15 protein-coding genes are annotated in these 18104 nt (G+C 60.2%); 11 read left to right on the top strand and 4 right to left on the bottom strand.

The features are described 5' to 3' along the window. Positions 1 to 10: 10 nt before the first annotated feature. The 10 genes from algG (at position 11) to BZL43_RS16835 (ending at position 11574) form a co-directional block, all read left to right on the top strand. On the top strand, positions 11 to 1600 hold the full coding sequence (algG, locus tag BZL43_RS16880; protein WP_095633358.1) for a mannuronan 5-epimerase AlgG: 1590 nt from the start codon (positions 11 to 13) through the stop codon (positions 1598 to 1600). 10 nt (positions 1601 to 1610) lie between these two features. Continuing rightward, the gene (locus tag BZL43_RS16875) at positions 1611 to 3071 is read left to right on the top strand and encodes an alginate O-acetyltransferase (protein WP_095633357.1); all 1461 of its coding nucleotides are present in this window, start codon (positions 1611 to 1613) and stop codon (positions 3069 to 3071) included. A gap of 11 nt (positions 3072 to 3082) precedes the next feature. Then, on the top strand, positions 3083 to 4216 hold the full coding sequence (locus BZL43_RS16870; RefSeq protein ID WP_095633356.1) for a mannuronate-specific alginate lyase: 1134 nt from the start codon (positions 3083 to 3085) through the stop codon (positions 4214 to 4216). Positions 4217 to 4407: 191 nt separating this feature from the next. Further along, positions 4408 to 5973: an MBOAT family protein gene (locus BZL43_RS16865; protein ID WP_095633355.1), complete on the top strand. Its 1566-nt coding sequence runs from the start codon at positions 4408 to 4410 to the stop codon at positions 5971 to 5973. Positions 5974 to 5984: 11 nt separating this feature from the next. Next, positions 5985 to 7160, top strand: a complete 1176-nt coding sequence (locus BZL43_RS16860; protein WP_095633354.1) for an alginate O-acetyltransferase — start codon at positions 5985 to 5987, stop codon at positions 7158 to 7160. Between the two features lie 15 nt (positions 7161 to 7175). After that, positions 7176 to 7841: an alginate O-acetyltransferase AlgF gene (locus BZL43_RS16855; protein WP_095633353.1), complete on the top strand. Its 666-nt coding sequence runs from the start codon at positions 7176 to 7178 to the stop codon at positions 7839 to 7841. 151 nt (positions 7842 to 7992) lie between these two features. After that, the gene (locus BZL43_RS16850) at positions 7993 to 9444 is read left to right on the top strand and encodes a mannose-1-phosphate guanylyltransferase/mannose-6-phosphate isomerase (RefSeq protein ID WP_008070455.1); all 1452 of its coding nucleotides are present in this window, start codon (positions 7993 to 7995) and stop codon (positions 9442 to 9444) included. 279 nt (positions 9445 to 9723) lie between these two features. Then, complete coding sequence (locus tag BZL43_RS16845) at positions 9724 to 10188, top strand: multidrug transporter (RefSeq protein ID WP_095633352.1); 465 nt, start codon at positions 9724 to 9726, stop codon at positions 10186 to 10188. Positions 10189 to 10218: 30 nt separating this feature from the next. After that, the gene (locus tag BZL43_RS16840; protein ID WP_095633351.1) at positions 10219 to 11043 is read left to right on the top strand and encodes an SDR family oxidoreductase; all 825 of its coding nucleotides are present in this window, start codon (positions 10219 to 10221) and stop codon (positions 11041 to 11043) included. Between the two features lie 132 nt (positions 11044 to 11175). Next, on the top strand, positions 11176 to 11574 hold the full coding sequence (locus BZL43_RS16835; RefSeq protein WP_095633350.1) for a DUF4440 domain-containing protein: 399 nt from the start codon (positions 11176 to 11178) through the stop codon (positions 11572 to 11574). A 147-nt stretch (positions 11575 to 11721) separates the two neighbouring features. Here BZL43_RS16835 and BZL43_RS16830 read toward each other — a convergent pair whose 3' ends face one another. The 4 genes from BZL43_RS16830 to BZL43_RS16815 all read right to left on the bottom strand — a co-directional run bounded on the left by BZL43_RS16830 (position 11722) and on the right by BZL43_RS16815 (position 16670). Beyond that, entirely contained in the window at positions 11722 to 12585 is an 864-nt protein-coding gene (locus BZL43_RS16830; RefSeq protein WP_095633349.1) for an HlyD family secretion protein, read from the bottom strand. A gap of 39 nt (positions 12586 to 12624) precedes the next feature. Then, positions 12625 to 12825, bottom strand: coding sequence for a DUF1656 domain-containing protein (locus BZL43_RS16825; protein WP_007896379.1), 201 nt, complete (start codon positions 12823 to 12825; stop codon positions 12625 to 12627). Continuing rightward, entirely contained in the window at positions 12815 to 15019 is a 2205-nt protein-coding gene (locus tag BZL43_RS16820; RefSeq protein WP_095633348.1) for an FUSC family protein, read from the bottom strand. The genes BZL43_RS16825 and BZL43_RS16820 overlap by 11 nt, the downstream gene beginning before the upstream one ends. 139 nt (positions 15020 to 15158) lie before the next feature. Continuing rightward, positions 15159 to 16670 carry an efflux transporter outer membrane subunit gene (locus BZL43_RS16815; RefSeq protein ID WP_095633347.1) on the bottom strand — a complete coding sequence of 504 codons (1512 nt, stop codon included), beginning with the start codon at positions 16668 to 16670 and terminating at the stop codon, positions 15159 to 15161. Between the two features lie 360 nt (positions 16671 to 17030). Here BZL43_RS16815 and BZL43_RS16810 point away from each other — a divergent pair, with 360 nt between their 5' ends. Further along, positions 17031 to 17999, top strand: coding sequence for a LysR family transcriptional regulator (locus BZL43_RS16810; RefSeq protein ID WP_008070477.1), 969 nt, complete (start codon positions 17031 to 17033; stop codon positions 17997 to 17999). Positions 18000 to 18104 lie beyond the last annotated feature (105 nt).

Genomic DNA, 18104 nt, shown 5'->3' with positions numbered 1-18104 from the left:
AGTGCCTGACATGAACAGCGCCAAGAAAGGCTCGATCAGCCTGCTGGCCGGCGCGCTGCTGCTCGCCAGCACAGCGGCCTTCGCCACCGTCGAACCGGCCCAGCCTGTGCAAGCGGGAAAACCGACGACCATGGCCAAGGGACTGCAACAGGCCAAGACCTACACCGTCAGCAGCGCGCCAACCGCGCCGCTGGACTTGGCCAAGCCGACATTGCCGGACACCTCTGGCTACACCGCCGAAGCCATCGCCGCGAAAGTCGTGCGCACAAAGCCCGGCAAGATCAGCGTGCGCCGGATGATGCAGGAAAACGCCCTGAAGGACTTCATCGGCGGTGACAACAAGATGGCCGAGTGGGTGGTGCGTCAGCACGGCATCCCGCAGGCGATCTTCGTCGACGACGGCTACATGAACCTAAAGGACCTGGCCAGGAAGCTGCCCAAGCAGTACTTCAGCGAAACCTCGCCGGGCGTGTTCCTGGCGAAGTTGCCGATCGTGGTGGGTAACAAGGGCATTCTGGAAATCGACAAGCAGACCCAGGAACTGCGTCTGTCCCAAGAGAGCGGTTCATTCCTGGTCAATGACGGCCAGCTGTTCGTGCGTGATACCAGAATCACTGGCTGGAGCGAGAAGGCAAACGGCCCGGCGGCCTTCAAGTCGCCCAAGGAATTCCGTCCGTTCCTGCTGTCCTGGGGTGGCACCGAGACGTACATTGCCAACAGCAAGATTGCCAGTTTCGGTTACGCCAATAGTAAGTCCTACGGCGTGAGTATTTCCCAATACACCCCGAACATGGCCAAGGTGCTCAAGCGCCCGGAACCGTCCGGCTGGATCGTCGGCTCCGAGTTCTCGGACATGTGGTACGGCTTCTACTGCTACGAAACCCGCGACTTCGTGGTCAAGGGCAACACCTATAAAGACAACATCGTCTATGGCATCGACCCCCATGACCGCTCCCACGGTCTGATCATCGCCGACAACACGGTGTACGGGACCAGGAAGAAGCACGGGATCATTATTTCCCGTGAGGTCAACGACAGCTTCATCTTCAACAACCGCAGCTACGACAACAAGTTGTCGGGCCTGGTGATCGACCGTAACAGCGTGAACAACCTGATCGCCTACAACGAGATCTACAAGAACCACACCGATGGCATCACCCTCTATGAGAGTGCTGACAACCTGTTGTGGGGCAACAAGGTGATCAGCAACAAGCGCCACGGCATCCGTATTCGTAACAGCGTGAACATTCGCCTGTACGAAAACATCTCGATGGCCAACGGCCTGACCGGTGTCTACGGGCACATCAAAGACCTGACCAACACCGACCGCGACATCAAGCTCGATCCGTTCGACGCCCAGGTGTCGCTGATCGTGGTCGGCGGTGAACTGGCCGCCAACGGCAGCGGACCACTGTCGATCGACTCGCCGCTGAGCGTGGAGTTGTATCGCGTGTCGATGCTCGCCCCGACCAAATCCAGCGGCATCAGCTTCTCGGGGATTCTTGGCGAGCGCCAGGATGAAATTCTCGACCTGCTGGTGCGCCAGCAGAAAGCCGTGCTGATCGACCCTGTCGAACGCCAGACCGAAATGCGGGACTGAGGATAATTTTATGCACCCACACTTGATCAAATTACTCAGCCTGTCGGCCCTGACCGCTGGCATTCTCGCGGCCAGCGGCGGTGTTCGCGCCGATAACGCCGCCAGCGTAAGCGCACCAAAATTCAAGGCCGATGATTGCTGCAATCTCTGCCCCGAAGCCCACGACCCGAAGAACTACACCACCCGTTATCAGCAGAACTTCACCACGCTGGTGCAGGCGCAGGGCGATTGGCTGTTCCGTACGCAAGAAGACTTGCGCACCGAGTTCGACACCACGCCCGCTGGCTACAAACGCTTGAAACAATTGCACGATGCGTTCAAGAGCAAAGGCGTGGAACTGGTCATCGTTTACCAGCCGACCCGTGGTCTGGTGAACCGCAACAAACTGAACCCGGCAGAGAAGGCGAGTTACGACTTCGACAAGGCGCTGAGGAACTACAAAACCATGCTCGGGCGTTTCGCGCAGATGGGTTACGTGGTCCCGGACCTGTCGCCACTGACCAACGAATCGCTGCCCGAAACCCTGCCGGCCCACGATTTCTACTTCCGCGGCGACCAACACTGGACGCCGTATGGCGCCCAGCGCACAGCGAAAATCGTCGCCGAGAAGGTCAAGCAATTGCCGACCTTCGCCGACATTCCCAAGCGTGAATTCGAGACCCATAAGTCGGGTCGCATGGGCAAGACCGGAACGTTGCACAACATGGCGGGTCAACTCTGTGGCACCAGCTATGCGATCCAGTACATGGATCAGTTCACCACCGAGCCAAAAGGCGAAGCGGGCGATGGCGATCTGTTCAGTGATTCCGGCAATCCGCAAATTACCCTGGTCGGCACCAGCCACAGTGGCAAGAACTACAACTTCGCCGGTTTCCTTGAAGAGGCCATCGGCGCCGACATTCTCAACGTGGCATTCCCCGGTGGTGGCTTCGAAGGTTCGATGCTGCAGTACCTGGGCAGCGAAGAGTTCCAGACCAAACCGCCAAAAATCCTCATCTGGGAATTCTCGCCGCTTTATCGCCTCGATCAGGAAACCATCTACCGCCAGATGATGGCGCTGCTGGACAACGGTTGCGAAGGCAAAGACGCGCAAATGAGCGCCAGTGCCACGCTGAAACCGGGCAAAAACGAATTGATGGTCAACAGCAAGAACCTGGACCTGCGCAACAGCAGCCACCAGGTCGACATCCGCTTCGCCGACACCTCGGTGAAAACCTTGCAAGCCACCCTCTGGTACATGAACGGACGCCACGAGGACATCAAGATCGACAAACCGGAAACCTCCGAAACCGACGGGCGTTTCGCCTTCGAGTTGCGTACGGACGAAGACTGGGCTTCGCAGAATCTGCTGGCCGTCGAAGTCCAGGGACCTGAAAAACCAGGTGCCACGCCTCAGAAAGTCGAAGCGAAAATCTGCAAACGCAACGTGTTCTCCAGCACTGGGCAGCGTATCGCTCAAGCCGGGCAATGAGGCTACCTCTTATGAACTGCATGCAAACCCGAACGCTGAAAAAGATACTCGCGCCCTCCCTGCTGACGCTGGCGATGTTCGCCGGCGCCACCCAGGCTGCCGCGCCACTTCGTCCGCCCCAGGGTTACTTTGCGCCCATTGAAAAAGTCAAAACCGGCGACAAGAGTGAAGGCTGCGACGCGATGCCGACGCCTTACACCGGTGCCCTGCAGTTTCGCAGCAAATACGAAGGCTCCGACAAGGCCCGTTCGACTCTGAACGAGGCATCGGAAAAAGCGTTCCGCGAGACCACCGCCGACATCACCAAGATCGAGCGCAGCACCAGCAAGCAAGTGATGAAGTTCATGCGTGATGGTCGTCCGGAACAACTGGAATGCACCCTGAGTTGGTTGACCGCCTGGGCCAAGGCCGATGCACTGATGTCCAAGGACTTCAACCACACCGGCAAGTCCATGCGCAAATGGGCGTTGGGCAGCATGGCTTCGTCCTATATCCGCCTGAAGTTTTCTGACTCGCGCCCACTGGCCAACCACCCGCAAGAGGCGCAAGTGATTGAAGCCTGGTTCAGCAAAATGGCCGATCAGGTGGTCAGCGATTGGGACAACTTGCCGCTCGAAAAAACCAACAACCACTCGTACTGGGCAGCCTGGTCGGTGATGGCCACGTCGATCGCCACCAACCGCCGCGATCTGTTCGATTGGGCCGTCAAGGAATACAAGGTCGGCGTCAATCAGGTCGACGCTCAAGGCTTCTTACCCAACGAACTCAAGCGCCAGCAACGCGCCCTCGCCTATCACAACTATGCCCTGCCGCCACTGGCGATGATCGCCAGTTTCGCTCAGGTCAACGGTGTCGATTTGCGTCAGGAAAACAACGGCGCCTTGAAACGCCTGGGCGATCGCGTGCTTGCAGGCGTGAAAGACCCGGATGAATTCGAAGAGAAGAACGGTAAAGAACAGGACATGACCGACCTCAAGGTCGATTCGAAATTCGCCTGGCTCGAACCGTTCTGCTCGCTCTACACCTGCACGCCGGATGTGCTGGCACAGAAACACAAAATGCAGCCGTTCAAGACCTTCCGCCTCGGCGGGGATTTGACCAGGGTCTACGACCCGGCCAGCGAGAAAGGCAAAAAAGGTTCTTAGGGCTGATCGTTCCCACGCTCCGCGTGGGAATGCAGCCCGTGACGCTCCGCGTCACATGCCGAAGCGGACGCAGAGCGTCCAGTGAGGCATTCCCACGCAGAGCGTGGGAACGATCGTAACTCTCCAGATTTTGATGGGGGGTTTGGGGGGGCTGCGGCCCTTGACTGTTGGTTAAACATGGAGAGATCGGGATGGTATTTTCATCCAACGTGTTCCTGTTTCTGTTCTTGCCGATCTTTCTCGGCATGTATTACTTGAGCGGAATACGCTATCGCAACTTGCTGCTGCTGATCGCCAGCTACGTGTTCTACGCCTGGTGGCGTGTGGACTTCCTTGCGCTGTTCGCAGCCGTCACGTTGTGGAACTACTGGATCGGCCTGAAAGTCGGTGCGGCAGGTGTTCGGACCAAACCGGCCCAGCGCTGGCTGCTCCTGGGCGTCGGGGTGGATCTGTGCATCCTCGGCTACTTCAAGTACGCCAACTTCGGCGTGGACAGCATCAACGCGATGATGACCTCGGTGGGTCTGTCGCCGTTCATCCTGACCCACGTGCTGCTGCCGATCGGGATCTCGTTCTACATTTTCGAGTCCATCAGCTACATCATCGACGTTTACCGTGGTGACACCCCGGCGACCCGCAACCTGATCGACTTTGCCGCCTTCGTGGCGATCTTCCCGCACTTGATCGCCGGCCCCGTGTTGCGCTTCCGTGACCTGGCCGACCAGTTCAACAACCGCACCCACACCCTCGACAAGTTCTCCGAAGGTGCCACGCGGTTCATGCAAGGCTTCATCAAGAAGGTCTTCATCGCCGACACCCTGGCGGTGGTGGCCGACCATTGCTTCGCCTTGCAAAACCCGACCACGGGCGACGCCTGGCTCGGTGCCCTGGCCTACACCGCGCAGCTGTATTTTGACTTCTCCGGCTACAGCGACATGGCCATCGGCCTGGGCTTGATGATGGGTTTCCGCTTCATGGAAAACTTCAAACAGCCGTACATCAGCCAGTCGATCACCGAGTTCTGGCGTCGCTGGCACATCAGCCTGTCGACCTGGTTGCGTGACTATCTGTACATCACCCTCGGCGGTAACCGTAAAGGCACGCTGATGACCTATCGCAACCTGTTCCTGACCATGCTGCTCGGTGGTCTGTGGCACGGCGCGAACATCACCTACATCATTTGGGGTGCCTGGCACGGCATGTGGCTGGCCATTGAAAAAGCCATCGGCCTGAATACTTCGCCGCGTACCTTCAACCCGGTCCGCTGGGCCCTGACCTTCCTGCTGGTGGTGATGGGTTGGGTGATCTTCCGCGCAGAGAACCTGCACGTCGCCGGTCGCATGTACGGTGCCATGTTCAGCTTCGGCGAATGGTCGCTGTCAGAACTCAACGAGGCCAACCTCACCGGTCTGCAAGTGGCAACCCTGGTGGTGGCTTACGCAACCCTGGCGTACTTCGGTCTGCGTGATTTCTACACCAACCGGCCACCGGCCAAGACCACGCCTGCGGCGAATGCCGCAACCGATGGCCCGGCCGCTGCTCAGCCAGGTTTGATCAAAGCCGTACCGGGCGACAACCCGGGCAGCATCCACGAACCGGGTTACACCGTCGGCGTTGAAGCGATGGTGCAACCGGCCTACTGGACCGCTGACTGGTCCCGTTACGTGATGCGCGCCGTCGTACTGCTGCTGTTCATCGCCTCGATTCTCAAACTCTCGGCGCAAAGCTTCTCGCCGTTCCTCTACTTCCAGTTCTGAGGGATCTGACTATGACCCGCTCATTACGCATCTTCTACATCGCCCTGTTCCTGATGACCTTGCTGGTCCTGGGCGTGTGGTCGGTACGCAGCTTCTTCGGCTTCAGTACCAACGCCGATGCGACCGTGCTCAACGGTCGCTGGAGCAAAGCCGTCGAAACGCACTATGACGACGAGTTCCCGATCAAGCGTCTGGGCACCAACCTGTGGGCCGCGCTGGATTTCAAACTGTTCAATGAAGGTCGTCCGGGCGTGGTGCTCGGTCGCGATCAGTGGCTCTACAGCGATGAAGAGTTCCACCCGATCGTCAACGAAGAGTTGAACCTGCAGGGCAACTACGCGCTGGTCGAAGGTGTGCGCCAGACCTTGAAAAAACAAGGTGTGCAACTGGTGATGGCGATTGTCCCGGCCAAGACCCGTCTGTACCCGGAACATCTGGGTGAAGAGAAGCCGGCAAGTATCCACGCCAATCTGTACAAGGACTTCCATGCTCGTGTGGCGGCCGACAAGATCCTCGCCCCTGACCTGCTCGGCCCGATGCAAAAGGCCAAGCAGGACGGTCAGCAAGTGTTCCTGCGCACCGACACCCACTGGACCCCGGAAGGCGCGCAAGTCGCTGCCCAGACCCTGGCCAAAACCATTGCCGACAAGGCTCCGCTCAGTGGCGAACCGCAAAACTTCGTCACCGAGCCTGCGGAAAAGGTGACGCACAAGGGCGACCTGCGGTTGTTCCTGCCGCTGGACCCGCTGTTCGAAAACCTGATGCCGGCGCAAGAGCCTTTGCAGAAGCGCAACACCGTGGCGGCCCAGGATCAGCCCGCTGGTGACGACGCCCTGTTCGCCAACACTGAAGTGCCGGTGGCCCTGATCGGCACCAGCTACAGCGCCAACCCGAACTGGAACTTCGTCGGTGCGCTGAAAGAAGCACTGCGCAGCGACGTGGTCAATTACGCCGAAGACGGCCATGGCCCGATTCTGCCGATGCTCAGCTACCTGAAAAGCGATGCCTTCAAGAACAGCCCGCCACAAGTGCTGATCTGGGAGTTCCCTGAACGATATCTGCCTGTGAATAACGAAATCGGTGACGCCGACCCGCAGTGGGTCGCAGAGCTTAAACAAGCCGGCGCGCGCCAACAAAACGTAGCTGCAAACACCAAATCCGAGACGCCCGACCGGGCGCAAAACTGAAAGAGAGGTACTTCCATGACTTTCACTACTACTCCTCGCCGTCTCGCTGCTCGTTCTCTGAAAGCAGTTGCCCTCGTCGCCGGCATGAGCGTGCTGTCGATGCAGGCCTTCGCCGGTGACGCCGCACTCTACGGCCCGACCGCACCGAAAGGCTCCAGCTTCGTGCGCATCTACAACGCCGCCAACGCTGAAGTCAGCGCCACCGTTGGCAGCACCAACCTGAGTGAAGTCGCGCCGTTGTCCAGCACCGACTTCAGCTTCATGCCGGGCGGCGATTACAGCGCCAAGGTCGGCAGCCAGACCCTGCCGGTGAAACTGGCCGGCGACCACTATTACACCCTGGTCAACAACGCCAGCGGCGCGCCGCAACTGATCGAAGAGCCGCCGTTCAAGAACAAGCAGAAATCCCTGGTTCGCGTACAGAACCTCAGCGACAAGGCCCTGACCCTGAAAACCGCCGATGGCAAGACCGAAGTGGTTCCGTCCGTGGCTGCCAAGGGTCGTGGCGAGCGTGAAATCAACCCGGTGAAAGTCAGCCTGGCCCTGTTTGACGGCGCCACCAAAATCGGCGACGTGAAGCCGGTTGCCCTGGAACGTGGTGAAGCCGCAGTGCTGTACGTCACCGGCAGCGGCAGCAACCTGTCGCCAGTGTGGGTCAAACGCCCGGTATCGACGCGCTAACACATTTTACGAACTGACCTGGCCCCCCTGTGGGAGCCGGCCTGCCGGCGATGCAAACAACTCGGTTTATCAGAAGCATCGAGGTGATGCCATCGCTGGCAGGCCAGCTCCCACAAAGGCCTGACCCAATCGATTTTAAAGGAGTAACAACATGATTCCGGTGATCTTGTCAGGTGGTAGCGGCTCACGTCTTTGGCCGCTTTCGCGCAAGCAATTCCCCAAGCAGTTCCTCGCCCTGACCGGCGAACACACGCTGTTCCAGCAAACCCTGGAACGTCTGGTGTTCGAAGGCATGGACACCCCGATCGTGGTCTGCAACAAGGAACACCGTTTCATCGTCAACGAGCAGTTGAGCGCCCGCAACCTGGACGTGCAGCGCGTGCTGATGGAACCCTTCGGCCGCAACACTTCCCCGGCCGTGGCCCTGACCGCGATGATGCTGGTCAATGAAGGTCGCGACGAGTTGATGCTGGTGCTGCCGGCCGACCACGTGCTGGAAGACCAGAAAGCCCTGCAACGCGCCCTGGCCCTGGCCACCGTAGCGGCCGAGCGTGGCGAGATGGTGCTGTTCGGCGTGCCGGCGACCAAACCGGAAACCGGTTACGGCTACATCAAATCCACCAACGATGCCCTGCTGCCGGAAGGCGTCAGCCGTGTCTCGCACTTCGTCGAAAAACCCGACGTGAAACGCGCCACCGAATTCGTCCAGTCCGGTGGTTATTTCTGGAACAGTGGCATGTTCCTGTTCCGCGCCAGCCGCTTCCTCGAAGAATTGAAAAAGCACGATCCGGACATCTACGACACCTGCGTACTGACGCTGGAGCGTAGCGCCCAGGACGCCGACACCGTCGACATCGACCCTGCCACTTTCGCCTGCTGCCCGGACAATTCCATCGACTATTCGGTGATGGAAAAAACCCAGCGCGCCTGCGTCGTGCCCCTGACCGCCGGCTGGAGCGACGTCGGTTGCTGGTCGTCGCTGTGGGAAGTCAATGAAAAAGATGCCAACGGTAACGTCACCAAAGGCGACGTGGTGATCCAGGACAGCAAGAACTGCATGATCCACGGCAACGGCAAACTGGTGTCGGTGATCGGCCTGGAAAACATCGTGGTCGTCGAAACCAAGGACGCCATGATGATCGCCCACAAGGACAAGGTCCAAGGCGTGAAACAGATGGTCAACACCCTCAACGCGCAGGGCCGCAGCGAAACCCAGACCCACTGCGAAGTCTATCGTCCGTGGGGCTCCTACGACTCGGTGGACATGGGCGGCCGCTTCCAGGTCAAACGCATCTCGGTCAAGCCGGGCGCCTGCCTGTCGCTGCAGATGCACCACCACCGTGCCGAGCACTGGATCGTGGTCAGCGGCACAGCCGAAGTGACCTGCGACGAAAACGTGTTCCTGCTCACTGAAAACCAGTCGACCTACATCCCGATCGCTTCGGTCCACCGTCTGCGCAACCCGGGCAAGATTCCACTCGAGATCATCGAAGTGCAATCGGGCAGCTACCTGGGCGAAGACGATATCGAGCGGTTTGAAGATATCTACGGTCGCTCCAACCCGATCGAGCGTGGCGTGTCGGTGAAAACCATCGCGCAGTAACGCTCATTAAAACAAGAAGCCCCCGTCCAGCCCGCTGCGTTCCCTATCCGCAGTGGGTTGGGCGGGGGCTTTTTTTTATTTTTTTGATTCGACTGGCCTCATCGCGAGCAGGCTCGCTCCCACAGAGGATTGGCGTCGTTCACCGAATCAGCGTCCTGATTCTGTCGAGAGCGAGCCTGCTCATGATGGTGCCTGACCAGCCGCCGCTGAATGAATGCCCATCGCCAATCCCGCCTACGCTTAGGTAGGATGCTCTTTCCCTTCCCGAGGTTTCGCGTCATGTTCATCGGCGTCCTGCTGGTCATCACCTGGCTGATCCTGCTGCTGCGCTACCCGGCCAAGGCCGTGCCGGTGTCCATGGCCGCCGCTGTCGGCTTGGGCCTGGTGGCGGTGTGGGTGTTCTGGCTGGACACCCGCGAGGTCAAGCAACTGGCGCGCCTGGAGCTGCGTATCAGCTATGCGCCCGAGCACTGCCCGGCGGATCGCCCCTTGAAGTTGACGATGAATAACGGCAACGACGTGCCGCTGACCGAACTGCGCTGGCGAATCGCCGCTTATGCACCGGGCGATACGGTCAATCTGGCTGACAATCAATACGCCGCACCGCGTTATCGCGGGCCTGGCGAATTGCAGGCCGGCGGCACTTGGGAAGACTGCTTGCCCATGCCGCCCCTGCGTCCTGGTTATCGCCCGCAAACCCTGGAGTTTCGCGCCGAGCGTTTGCAAGGTAGCTTCTCCGACTGATCCCTTTTCTTTTTGCACAAGGACCGCGCCATGCCCGTTGCGTTGATTACCGGTTGTTCCAGCGGCATTGGCCGCGCCCTCGCCGACGCTTTCAAAAATGCCGGTTACGAAGTCTGGGCCAGCGCCCGCAAGGCTGAAGACGTAGCGGCCCTGAGTGCCGCCGGGTTCACTGCCGTGCAACTGGACGTGAACGATGGCCCGGCCCTCGAACAATTGAGCGAGCGGATCAATCAGCAGCTTGGCGGCCTCGATGTACTGATCAACAACGCCGGTTATGGCGCCATGGGGCCGCTGCTCGACGGCGGTGTGCCGGCCATGCAGCGGCAATTCGAAACCAACGTGTTTGCGATTGTCGGCGTGACTCGCGCGATGTTCCCGGTGCTGCGTCGCGCCAGGGGCATGGTGGTGAACATCGGCAGTGTTTCCGGGGTTCTGGTCACGCCATTTGCCGGCGCTTACTGCGCCTCGAAAGCCGCGGTGCATGCCTTGAGCGATGCGTTGCGCATGGAGCTGGCACCGTTCGGTGTGCGGGTCATGGAAGTTCAGCCAGGCGCCATCGCCTCCAGCTTCGCCAAGAATGCCGGCCAAGAAGCTGAGCAACTGATCACCGAGCAATCGCCGTGGTGGCCGCTACGTGAAGGTATTCGCGCACGGGCCAAGGCGTCTCAGGACAAACCGACGCCGGCCAGTGAATTTGCCGCCGGTTTGCTCAAGGCTGTACAGCAAAGCAAGCCGCCACGCCTGATTCGCTTGGGCAATGGCAGCCGGGCGTTGCCGTTGATGGCGCGGTTGTTGCCCAAAGGGTTGCTGGAGTCGGGCTTGATGAAGCGGTTTGGCTTGCGCGGGCAACTTTGAGACCGGGTCGACGCGTTCGCGGGCAAGCCTCGCTCCTACAGGATGAGGGCCCAAAATGGGTGCATAACCTGTAGGAGCGAGGCTTGCCCGCGAAGACGTCAGGACAGGCGCTGCGAAATTACAGGAAACAACATGACCGACTACACCGAATACTTTGACGAAGTGATCCAGGCCCACATAGCCATCGAACAATGGCTGGCCGAGGAGCAGGACGAATCCAGGCTTGACCAGTTATTGACGCGTTTTTCGCCCCGGTTTTCCATGATCTCGCCGTTGGGCCGGGCGCTGGATTTCAAGGCGTTGAATGAACTGTTTCTGCTGGCGGGCGGGAAAAAGCTCGGGTTCAGAATTGAGCTCAGCGAGTTGCGTGGTGTTGCGCTGTACGACGGTGGCGCGGTGGTGAGTTATCGTGAGCGGCAGACCGATGCGACGGGGTTGCATTCTGATCGACGATCCTCGGTGGTGTTCGAGAAACAGGCCGATGGCAAGGTGGTTTGGCGGCATTTGCATGAGACGTTTTGTCAGGGCTGAAACCGTTTCCTTGTGGCGAGGGGGCTTGCCCCCGTTGGGTTGCGCAGCAGCCCCAAAACCTGCAATCCCGTTCTTCCAGATGTACCGCATGCTCTGGTTTTGCGCCGGCTTCGCCGCCGAACGGGGGCAAGCCCCCTCGCCACAAGGTTATTCGCCACTTTCCTGTTTCACCACAACGGTACAAGTAATCCCCGCCGCCAACAGCACGCCCTCCGGCACTTCATCAATGTGAATCCGCACCGGCACCCGCTGCGCCAGACGCACCCAGTTGAAGGTCGGATTCACATCGGCGATCAGCTCGCGGCTTTCCGGGTTGTCGCGGTCATAGATGCCCCGGGAAATGCTTTCCACATGCCCCTTGAGCACTTCGCCGCTCATCAATTGCATGTCGGCTTTATCGCCCACGCGCACGCGAGGCAGTTTGGTTTCTTCGAAGAAGCCATAAACCCAGAACGAGTTCATGTCGACCACGGCCATTTTCGCTTCGCCGATGCGCGCGTAGTCGCCGCGATGGACGTTGAGGTTGGTCACATAACCGTCCACCGCCGCACGCACTTCGGTGCGTTTGAGGTTCAGTTCGGCGGCTTCCAGTTGCGCCTGGGCATGCTGGTAATCGGCCAGGGCCGAGTCGGCGATGTTGGTGGCGTCGTCACGGTTTTCCCTGGAGATCACCAGGTTGTCGAGGTCGGCGCGGCGATGGGCGTTGACCTTGCGCATCTCCCACGTGGCTTTGCGCGAGGCCACCAGCGACTGCGCCTGTTTCACCGCGATGCGGTAATGCTCGGGGTCGATGCGCATCAGCAAATCGCCCTTCTTCACTTGCTGATTGTCGCGCACCGGCACGTCCACCACTTCACCGGTCACGTCGGCAGCGACGTTGATGATGTCGGCGCGCACCCGGCCATCACGGGTCCAGGGGGTGTTCATGTAATGCACCCACAGGGTCCGGCCGATCCACAGGGCAAGGGCCAACACCAACAGGGTCGCGAGCAGGCTGAAAAGCTTTTTCATCAGGGCCTTCTTCAGTGATAGAGAGTCAGTGGTAGAGAGTCAACGGTAGACAGTCAACGCAAGAGCGCCGAACAGACAAGTAAACAGACTCAGGCGCAGCAGCGCCGGGTGCCAGAAAAAGCGGTACAGATCGAACCCGGACAGGAACCGATCCAGCGCCCAGGCCAGCGCTGCGGCAATGAAAAACATCAGGGTCATGGTCGGCATGTACACGCCGTGGAACGCGATTTCACGAGGCATGTTCAAGTCCTTGGGGCTTGGCGATGGCACTGGCTTTTATGTAGCCGGCCAGAGGCGATTGCGGGTCAAGCAGCGAGGTGCGGATGAAGTGCAGGTAGCTCTTCACCCGACGCAACGCCGAGGTATCGAAGTGCGGCGCGAAGGGCTCATCGGTGGCCTGCACACGGCTGATCGCGTGGTCGACCGCGACCAGCGCACGTTCCAGATTGCTCCGGCCCGGCTGCAAAAACAGTCGCACCAGCGAACGCCCCATCGCCCGGATTGACTGGCGCCACGGTTGGGCTTGGGCATAAGCGGGATGCACCGGCAGAACCGCCTGTTCCTTGCGCAACTCGATAATCGCGTGGCCGACTTCCAGCACCACGAACATCCAGCGCAACAAGTCCCCTTGCACCTGCGGCTGTCCCGCTGCGAGGCCATAGGCCTGATGCAAAAGATCGCGAGTGCGACTTTCGAAACTCGACGCCAACCCTTTGAGTTTGCCGCTGATGGCATACACCACTTGCTCACGCAAATCCTGCTCCAGACGCCGCCATAACCAGCGGCTGTTGGGCGGCAAGATGATCGCCCCGGCCGCCGCGCACACCAGCATGCCCATGATCATGGCGAGGTAGTCATTGATGAAGGCGTAAGGGTTGTAGACCGTGAGGTTGTCCGGCACCGAACCGGTGCTGAAGAAAATCAGCAACCCCAGGCCAACCCCGGCGTATTGCGGCCGTGAAGCCAGGAACGCCCCAATCACAATCACCGGCGCGAGCATCACGCAGAGCAACGCAAAGCCGTCGATCCAGGGGAAGATGAAAAACATTTCGACGAAACCGATCAGCGCTCCGAACAACGTTCCGCAGGCCATCTGAAACGCCATCCGTTTGGGGTTCGGCGTCGCCGCTGAAAGGCCGACGGTGGCGGCGGCGATCAGGGTCATGGTCGCCCCGCTCGGCCACGCCGTGGCCACCCAATAACTGCCGAGCACCACGAGAATGAATGCTGCGCGAATGCCCGATGCCGCCGAGGCCAGCCAGTTGGTTTGCGGGGTGAAGGGCTCGTCCCAACGTTCCCGTTCGTGGCTGTGATCGGCCAGCGATGCGTGGGTCTGTGCATAACTGTGCAGGTCGTCGACGAAGCGATAAAGCAGCTCATAGGCGGTGTGAAAATCCAGCTGCTCGGCGTCGCTCGGATCACTCTCCTGAAAGGTCGCCCGCAGGCTGCGAACCCGCGCCGGCAAGTTTTCCTTATAGGTCGCCAAAGCGCTGGCCAGGCGTGCAGCGTCGGGGCTGGTCAAGGCCCGACCGCTGAAGCCGTCGAGCACTTCAGCCAGATCCTGTAACCCCGGTTTGATCGCCGCGACAACATGATCGGCGCCACTGTTGCGCAGGCGTTCGAGCAACTGATGCAGCGCATTGAAGCGCGTGGTAATGCCCATGAACTCGCTGTTCAAGCGACTGAGCCGACCATTGCGTCGACGCATGTGCGGGTCTTCGAACACCGTGACGCTGCGCAGCCCTTCCAGACCTACCGCCTCGGCAATAAACCGTACGTTGCTCGCTTCAAACGCCTCGCGCCGGCTGCGACCGCGCAAGCCATCGGTGACAAACAAGGCAAACACGCCGAAGCGCTGATACAAGGCATTGCGCATCGCGGCGCTGGCGGTTTGCGGCAGGATCGCGGCGCTCACCAGCGTCGAGCAGAGAATCCCCAGGGAGATTTCCAACACCCGCCAGACTGCTGCCATGAATGCGCCGTCGGGATGAGCCAATGCAGGCAGGCCGACCATCGCCGCCGTATAACCGGCGAGCACAAAGCCATAGGCGCGGAAATTGCGATAACGCGCCGCCCCGGCCGAGCAGAGGCCGACCCAGATCGCCAGCGAGCCGAGGAACAGTTCGGTGTTCTGCGCAAACAGGGCAATCAACGCGACCATCACCGCCGACCCCGCCAAGGTGCCGAGGAAGCGATAGAAACTCTTGGCGAATACCTGGCCGCTTTGCGGTTGCATGACGATGAACACGGTGATCATCGCGGTGCGCGGTTGCGGCAGCTCCAGGCGCATGGCCAGCCACAGGGTCAGGAATGCCGCGAACAGCACCTTGAAAATGTACACCCAGGTCACGCCGTCGCTGCGTGCCCAGTCGAAGAACCCCCGGCGCCATTCAAGGGAATACAGCCAGCGCAACGGTGCGGGCAAGGGAGTCATGGGATTTTGCTCATTGATATTCGGTTAAGACGCAGAACCTGTGGGAGCGGGCTTGCCCGCGATGGCGGTGTGTCAGGCGCCATCAATGTCGGATGTGATGACGCCATCGCGGGCAAGCCCGCTCCCACAGGTTGTGTGTTCAATTCGAGAGGCTGTTAAGAAGGGCCGGGGTTCTCGGTGCATCGGTCTGGCTGTCTTCCGGCACATCGTTGCCCGCCCCGAGTCCCCCGCCAAGCGCCGTCACTAGCTCGGCATGAGCACTCAAGCGTGCGGCCTGAACCTGCTGCTGCACTTGCTGCTGCTTGAACAACAACGTCTGCGCATTCAGCACGTTGAGGTAATCGGTGAGCCCGCGCTGATAGGCGATCATCGCGATGTCGTAGGTCTTCTGCGCCGTGGCTACCGACTCGGCGGCGAAGGTTTGTTGCTTGTCCATCGACTCGCGGCGAATCAACTGGTCGGAGATGTTTTTCAGCGCATTGATCAGCGTCTGGTTGTACTTCGCCACAGCGATGTCATATCCGGCCGAGGCTTCCCCCAGCTCCGAACGCAAGCGGCCACCGTCGAAGATCGGCAAGGAGATCGCCGGGCCGACGCTGTAGTTGAGCTTCTTGCCGGTCAAAAACTCCAGCGCCCCACCGCCGGTGGCCATATAGCCGAGGCTGCCGACCAGATCAAAGTTGGGGTAGAAACCGGCGTGGGCCACATCGATCCCCCGCGCCTGGGCCGCCACTTGCCAGCGACTGGCAACCACGTCCGGGCGTTGACCGAGCAGCTGCGCCGGCAACGAGGACGGCAGTTTTAATGCCGCACCCAACGACAGCGTCGGCCGTTGCAACTGCGCGCCCTCCCCCGGTCCCTTGCCGGCCAGCGCGGCGAGCTGATTGCGGCTGAGGGCAATTTCCTCGTCCAGGGCATCGATTTGCCGATGGGTTTCCGGCAAGGGTGTTTCGGCCTGGCTAACGTCGAAATGGGTGCCGATGCCGCCGTCCAGACGTTTCTGTGCCAGGTCGAGAATTTGCTGTTGCTGCTTCAACGTTGCCGCAACGATGTCCCGTTGCGCGTAATGCAACGAGAGTTCGATGTAGGCACGCACGATGTTGTTCTGCAATTCGAGCCGGGCCTGCCGCGCTTCGGCGACGCTCATGTGCGCCATGTCCACGGCGCGTTCGGTGGCGTTGCTTTCTCGACCCCAGAGGTCGAGGGCATAACTGAAACCCAGCGCGGCGTTGTTGTCCCAGGTGGTGGTGTTGGCCAGTTCGCCGGGGCCGTAGAACTGATCGGTCGGCCAGTTGTGGCGCTTGAGGGTGGATTGGCCATTGATCTGCAACGACTCGGCGGACTCGGCAAGGCCGGCCATCGACCGCGCCTGCCGCACGCGCGCGGCGGCCATGGCCATGCTCGGGCTGCCTTGCAGGGCGAGGTCGATCCAGCGGTTCAATTGCGGGTCGCCGTAGGCTTGCCACCATTGAGCGGTGGGCCAATGAGCGTCTTGTTCGGCGCTCTGGATGGCATCGTCGGTGGCCAGTGAATTGGCCTCCAGTGCCTTGTCTTGCGGGGCGATCCCTGCGGTGCCGATGCAGCCGCTGATTGCCAGGGTTAAAGCCAGAACACTGAGCGTCTTGAGCGCTCTGTTGATGCGACGCGGCACTGCTGCGATTTCCTGAGGTGGGAGAGATACAGAGAACTTCTGGGGACGGTTTTTTTGTGGCGAGGGGGCTTGCCCCCGTTCGGCTGCGCAGCAGTCGTAAACCGGTTACTGCAATTCTGATTGAAGATCGCGGTGACCGATTTCAGGGTCGCTTCGCAACCCAACGGGGGCAAGCCCCCTCGCCACACAAGCCCATGCCTACAGGGCGCAATTCTAGGGGTGGGCCTTGTTGGCGATAAGCCGGGATTCTTGTGAATCTTTGTTACCGTTAACGCGATAATCCCTCGGTCGCGTCTTTAGTCGTCTGTAAAGAGCCAGCAACTTCGTGTCACAATTTGCCATTCGCCAAGAGAGCACCCCATGGACACTTTGCAAAACATGCGCGCCTTCAGTTACGTGGCCGAGGCCGGCAGCTTCACCGCCGCCGCCGTGCAACTCGACACCACCACGGCCAACGTCTCGCGTGCGGTCTCCAACCTGGAAGCCCACCTGCAAACCCGTCTGCTCAACCGCACCACCCGCCGCATTGCCCTGACCGAGGCCGGCAAGCGCTATCTATTGCGCTGCGAGCAGATCCTGGCCTACGTCGAAGAAGCCGAGGCCGAGGCCAGCGACGCCCACGCGCGCCCGGCCGGGCAACTCAAGGTGCACACCATGACCGGCATCGGTCAGCACTTCGTGATCGACGCCATCGCCCGCTACCGCAAAACCCACCCGGACGTGACCTTCGACCTGACCATGGCCAACCGCGTGCCGGATCTGCTCGACGAGGGCTACGACGTGTCCATCGTGCTCGCCAGCGAACTGCCCGACTCAGGCTTCGTCTCCCAGCGTTTGGGCATCACCTACAGCATCGTTTGCGCATCGCCCGCCTATGTAAAAGCCAATGGCTGCGCGCACAAACCCAGCGATTTGCTCAACCACGCCTGCCTGCGCCTGGTGAGCCCGGTCATCCCGCTGGAGAAATGGGCCTTCGACGGCCCTGACGGCCAGGAAATGGTCACCATCAACAGCTCACCGTTTTTGGTGAACTCCGCTGATGCGATGAAAACGGCGATCACCAGCGGTATGGGGGTTGGCGTTTTACCGGTGTACGCGGCGATTGAAGGGCTGCGCAACGGCACGCTGGTGCGGGTGATGCCGAACTATCGTTCACAGGAATTGAATCTGTATGCGATCTACCCGTCGCGGCAATATCTGGATGCGAAGATCAAAACCTGGGTCGAGTACTTGCGCGGGTCGTTGCCGGAGATATTGGCGGCGCATCAGGCGGAATTGGCGGCGTATGAGTTGAGTGGGAGTTTGGGTGGGGCGCGGTTGGCGAATTGAGGTGTGTGGACTGCGGGTTAGCCCAGCAGTCCAGTGGCCTCTCCCAATCCCCAAAGCGCTATCACTGCGAAGAACGAACAAACAGACAATCACTGCGTCAGGAAA

Source organism: Pseudomonas sp. PICF141 (genome assembly GCF_002286815.1).
Classification (GTDB): domain Bacteria; phylum Pseudomonadota; class Gammaproteobacteria; order Pseudomonadales; family Pseudomonadaceae; genus Aquipseudomonas.
Note: the sequence above shows the minus strand (reverse complement) of the source record. Positions and strands in the feature narration are given on the sequence as shown.

Bases quoted from the DNA above. Each gene is read 5' to 3' on its own strand.
- BZL43_RS16875 (WP_095633357.1), top strand. From the start codon at position 1,611: ATGCACCCACACTTGATCAAATTACTCAGCCTGTCGGCCCTGACCGCT.
- BZL43_RS16855 (WP_095633353.1), top strand. From the start codon at position 7,176: ATGACTTTCACTACTACTCCTCGCCGTCTCGCTGCTCGTTCTCTGAAA.
- BZL43_RS16865 (WP_095633355.1), top strand. From the start codon at position 4,408: ATGGTATTTTCATCCAACGTGTTCCTGTTTCTGTTCTTGCCGATCTTT.
- algG (WP_095633358.1), top strand. From the start codon at position 11: ATGAACAGCGCCAAGAAAGGCTCGATCAGCCTGCTGGCCGGCGCGCTG.
- BZL43_RS16810 (WP_008070477.1), top strand. From the start codon at position 17,031: ATGGACACTTTGCAAAACATGCGCGCCTTCAGTTACGTGGCCGAGGCC.
- BZL43_RS16830 (WP_095633349.1), bottom strand. From the start codon at position 12,585: ATGAAAAAGCTTTTCAGCCTGCTCGCGACCCTGTTGGTGTTGGCCCTT.
- BZL43_RS16825 (WP_007896379.1), bottom strand. From the start codon at position 12,825: ATGCCTCGTGAAATCGCGTTCCACGGCGTGTACATGCCGACCATGACC.
- BZL43_RS16860 (WP_095633354.1), top strand. From the start codon at position 5,985: ATGACCCGCTCATTACGCATCTTCTACATCGCCCTGTTCCTGATGACC.
- BZL43_RS16835 (WP_095633350.1), top strand. From the start codon at position 11,176: ATGACCGACTACACCGAATACTTTGACGAAGTGATCCAGGCCCACATA.
- BZL43_RS16820 (WP_095633348.1), bottom strand. From the start codon at position 15,019: ATGACTCCCTTGCCCGCACCGTTGCGCTGGCTGTATTCCCTTGAATGG.
- BZL43_RS16870 (WP_095633356.1), top strand. From the start codon at position 3,083: ATGAACTGCATGCAAACCCGAACGCTGAAAAAGATACTCGCGCCCTCC.
- BZL43_RS16840 (WP_095633351.1), top strand. From the start codon at position 10,219: ATGCCCGTTGCGTTGATTACCGGTTGTTCCAGCGGCATTGGCCGCGCC.
- BZL43_RS16845 (WP_095633352.1), top strand. From the start codon at position 9,724: ATGTTCATCGGCGTCCTGCTGGTCATCACCTGGCTGATCCTGCTGCTG.
- BZL43_RS16850 (WP_008070455.1), top strand. From the start codon at position 7,993: ATGATTCCGGTGATCTTGTCAGGTGGTAGCGGCTCACGTCTTTGGCCG.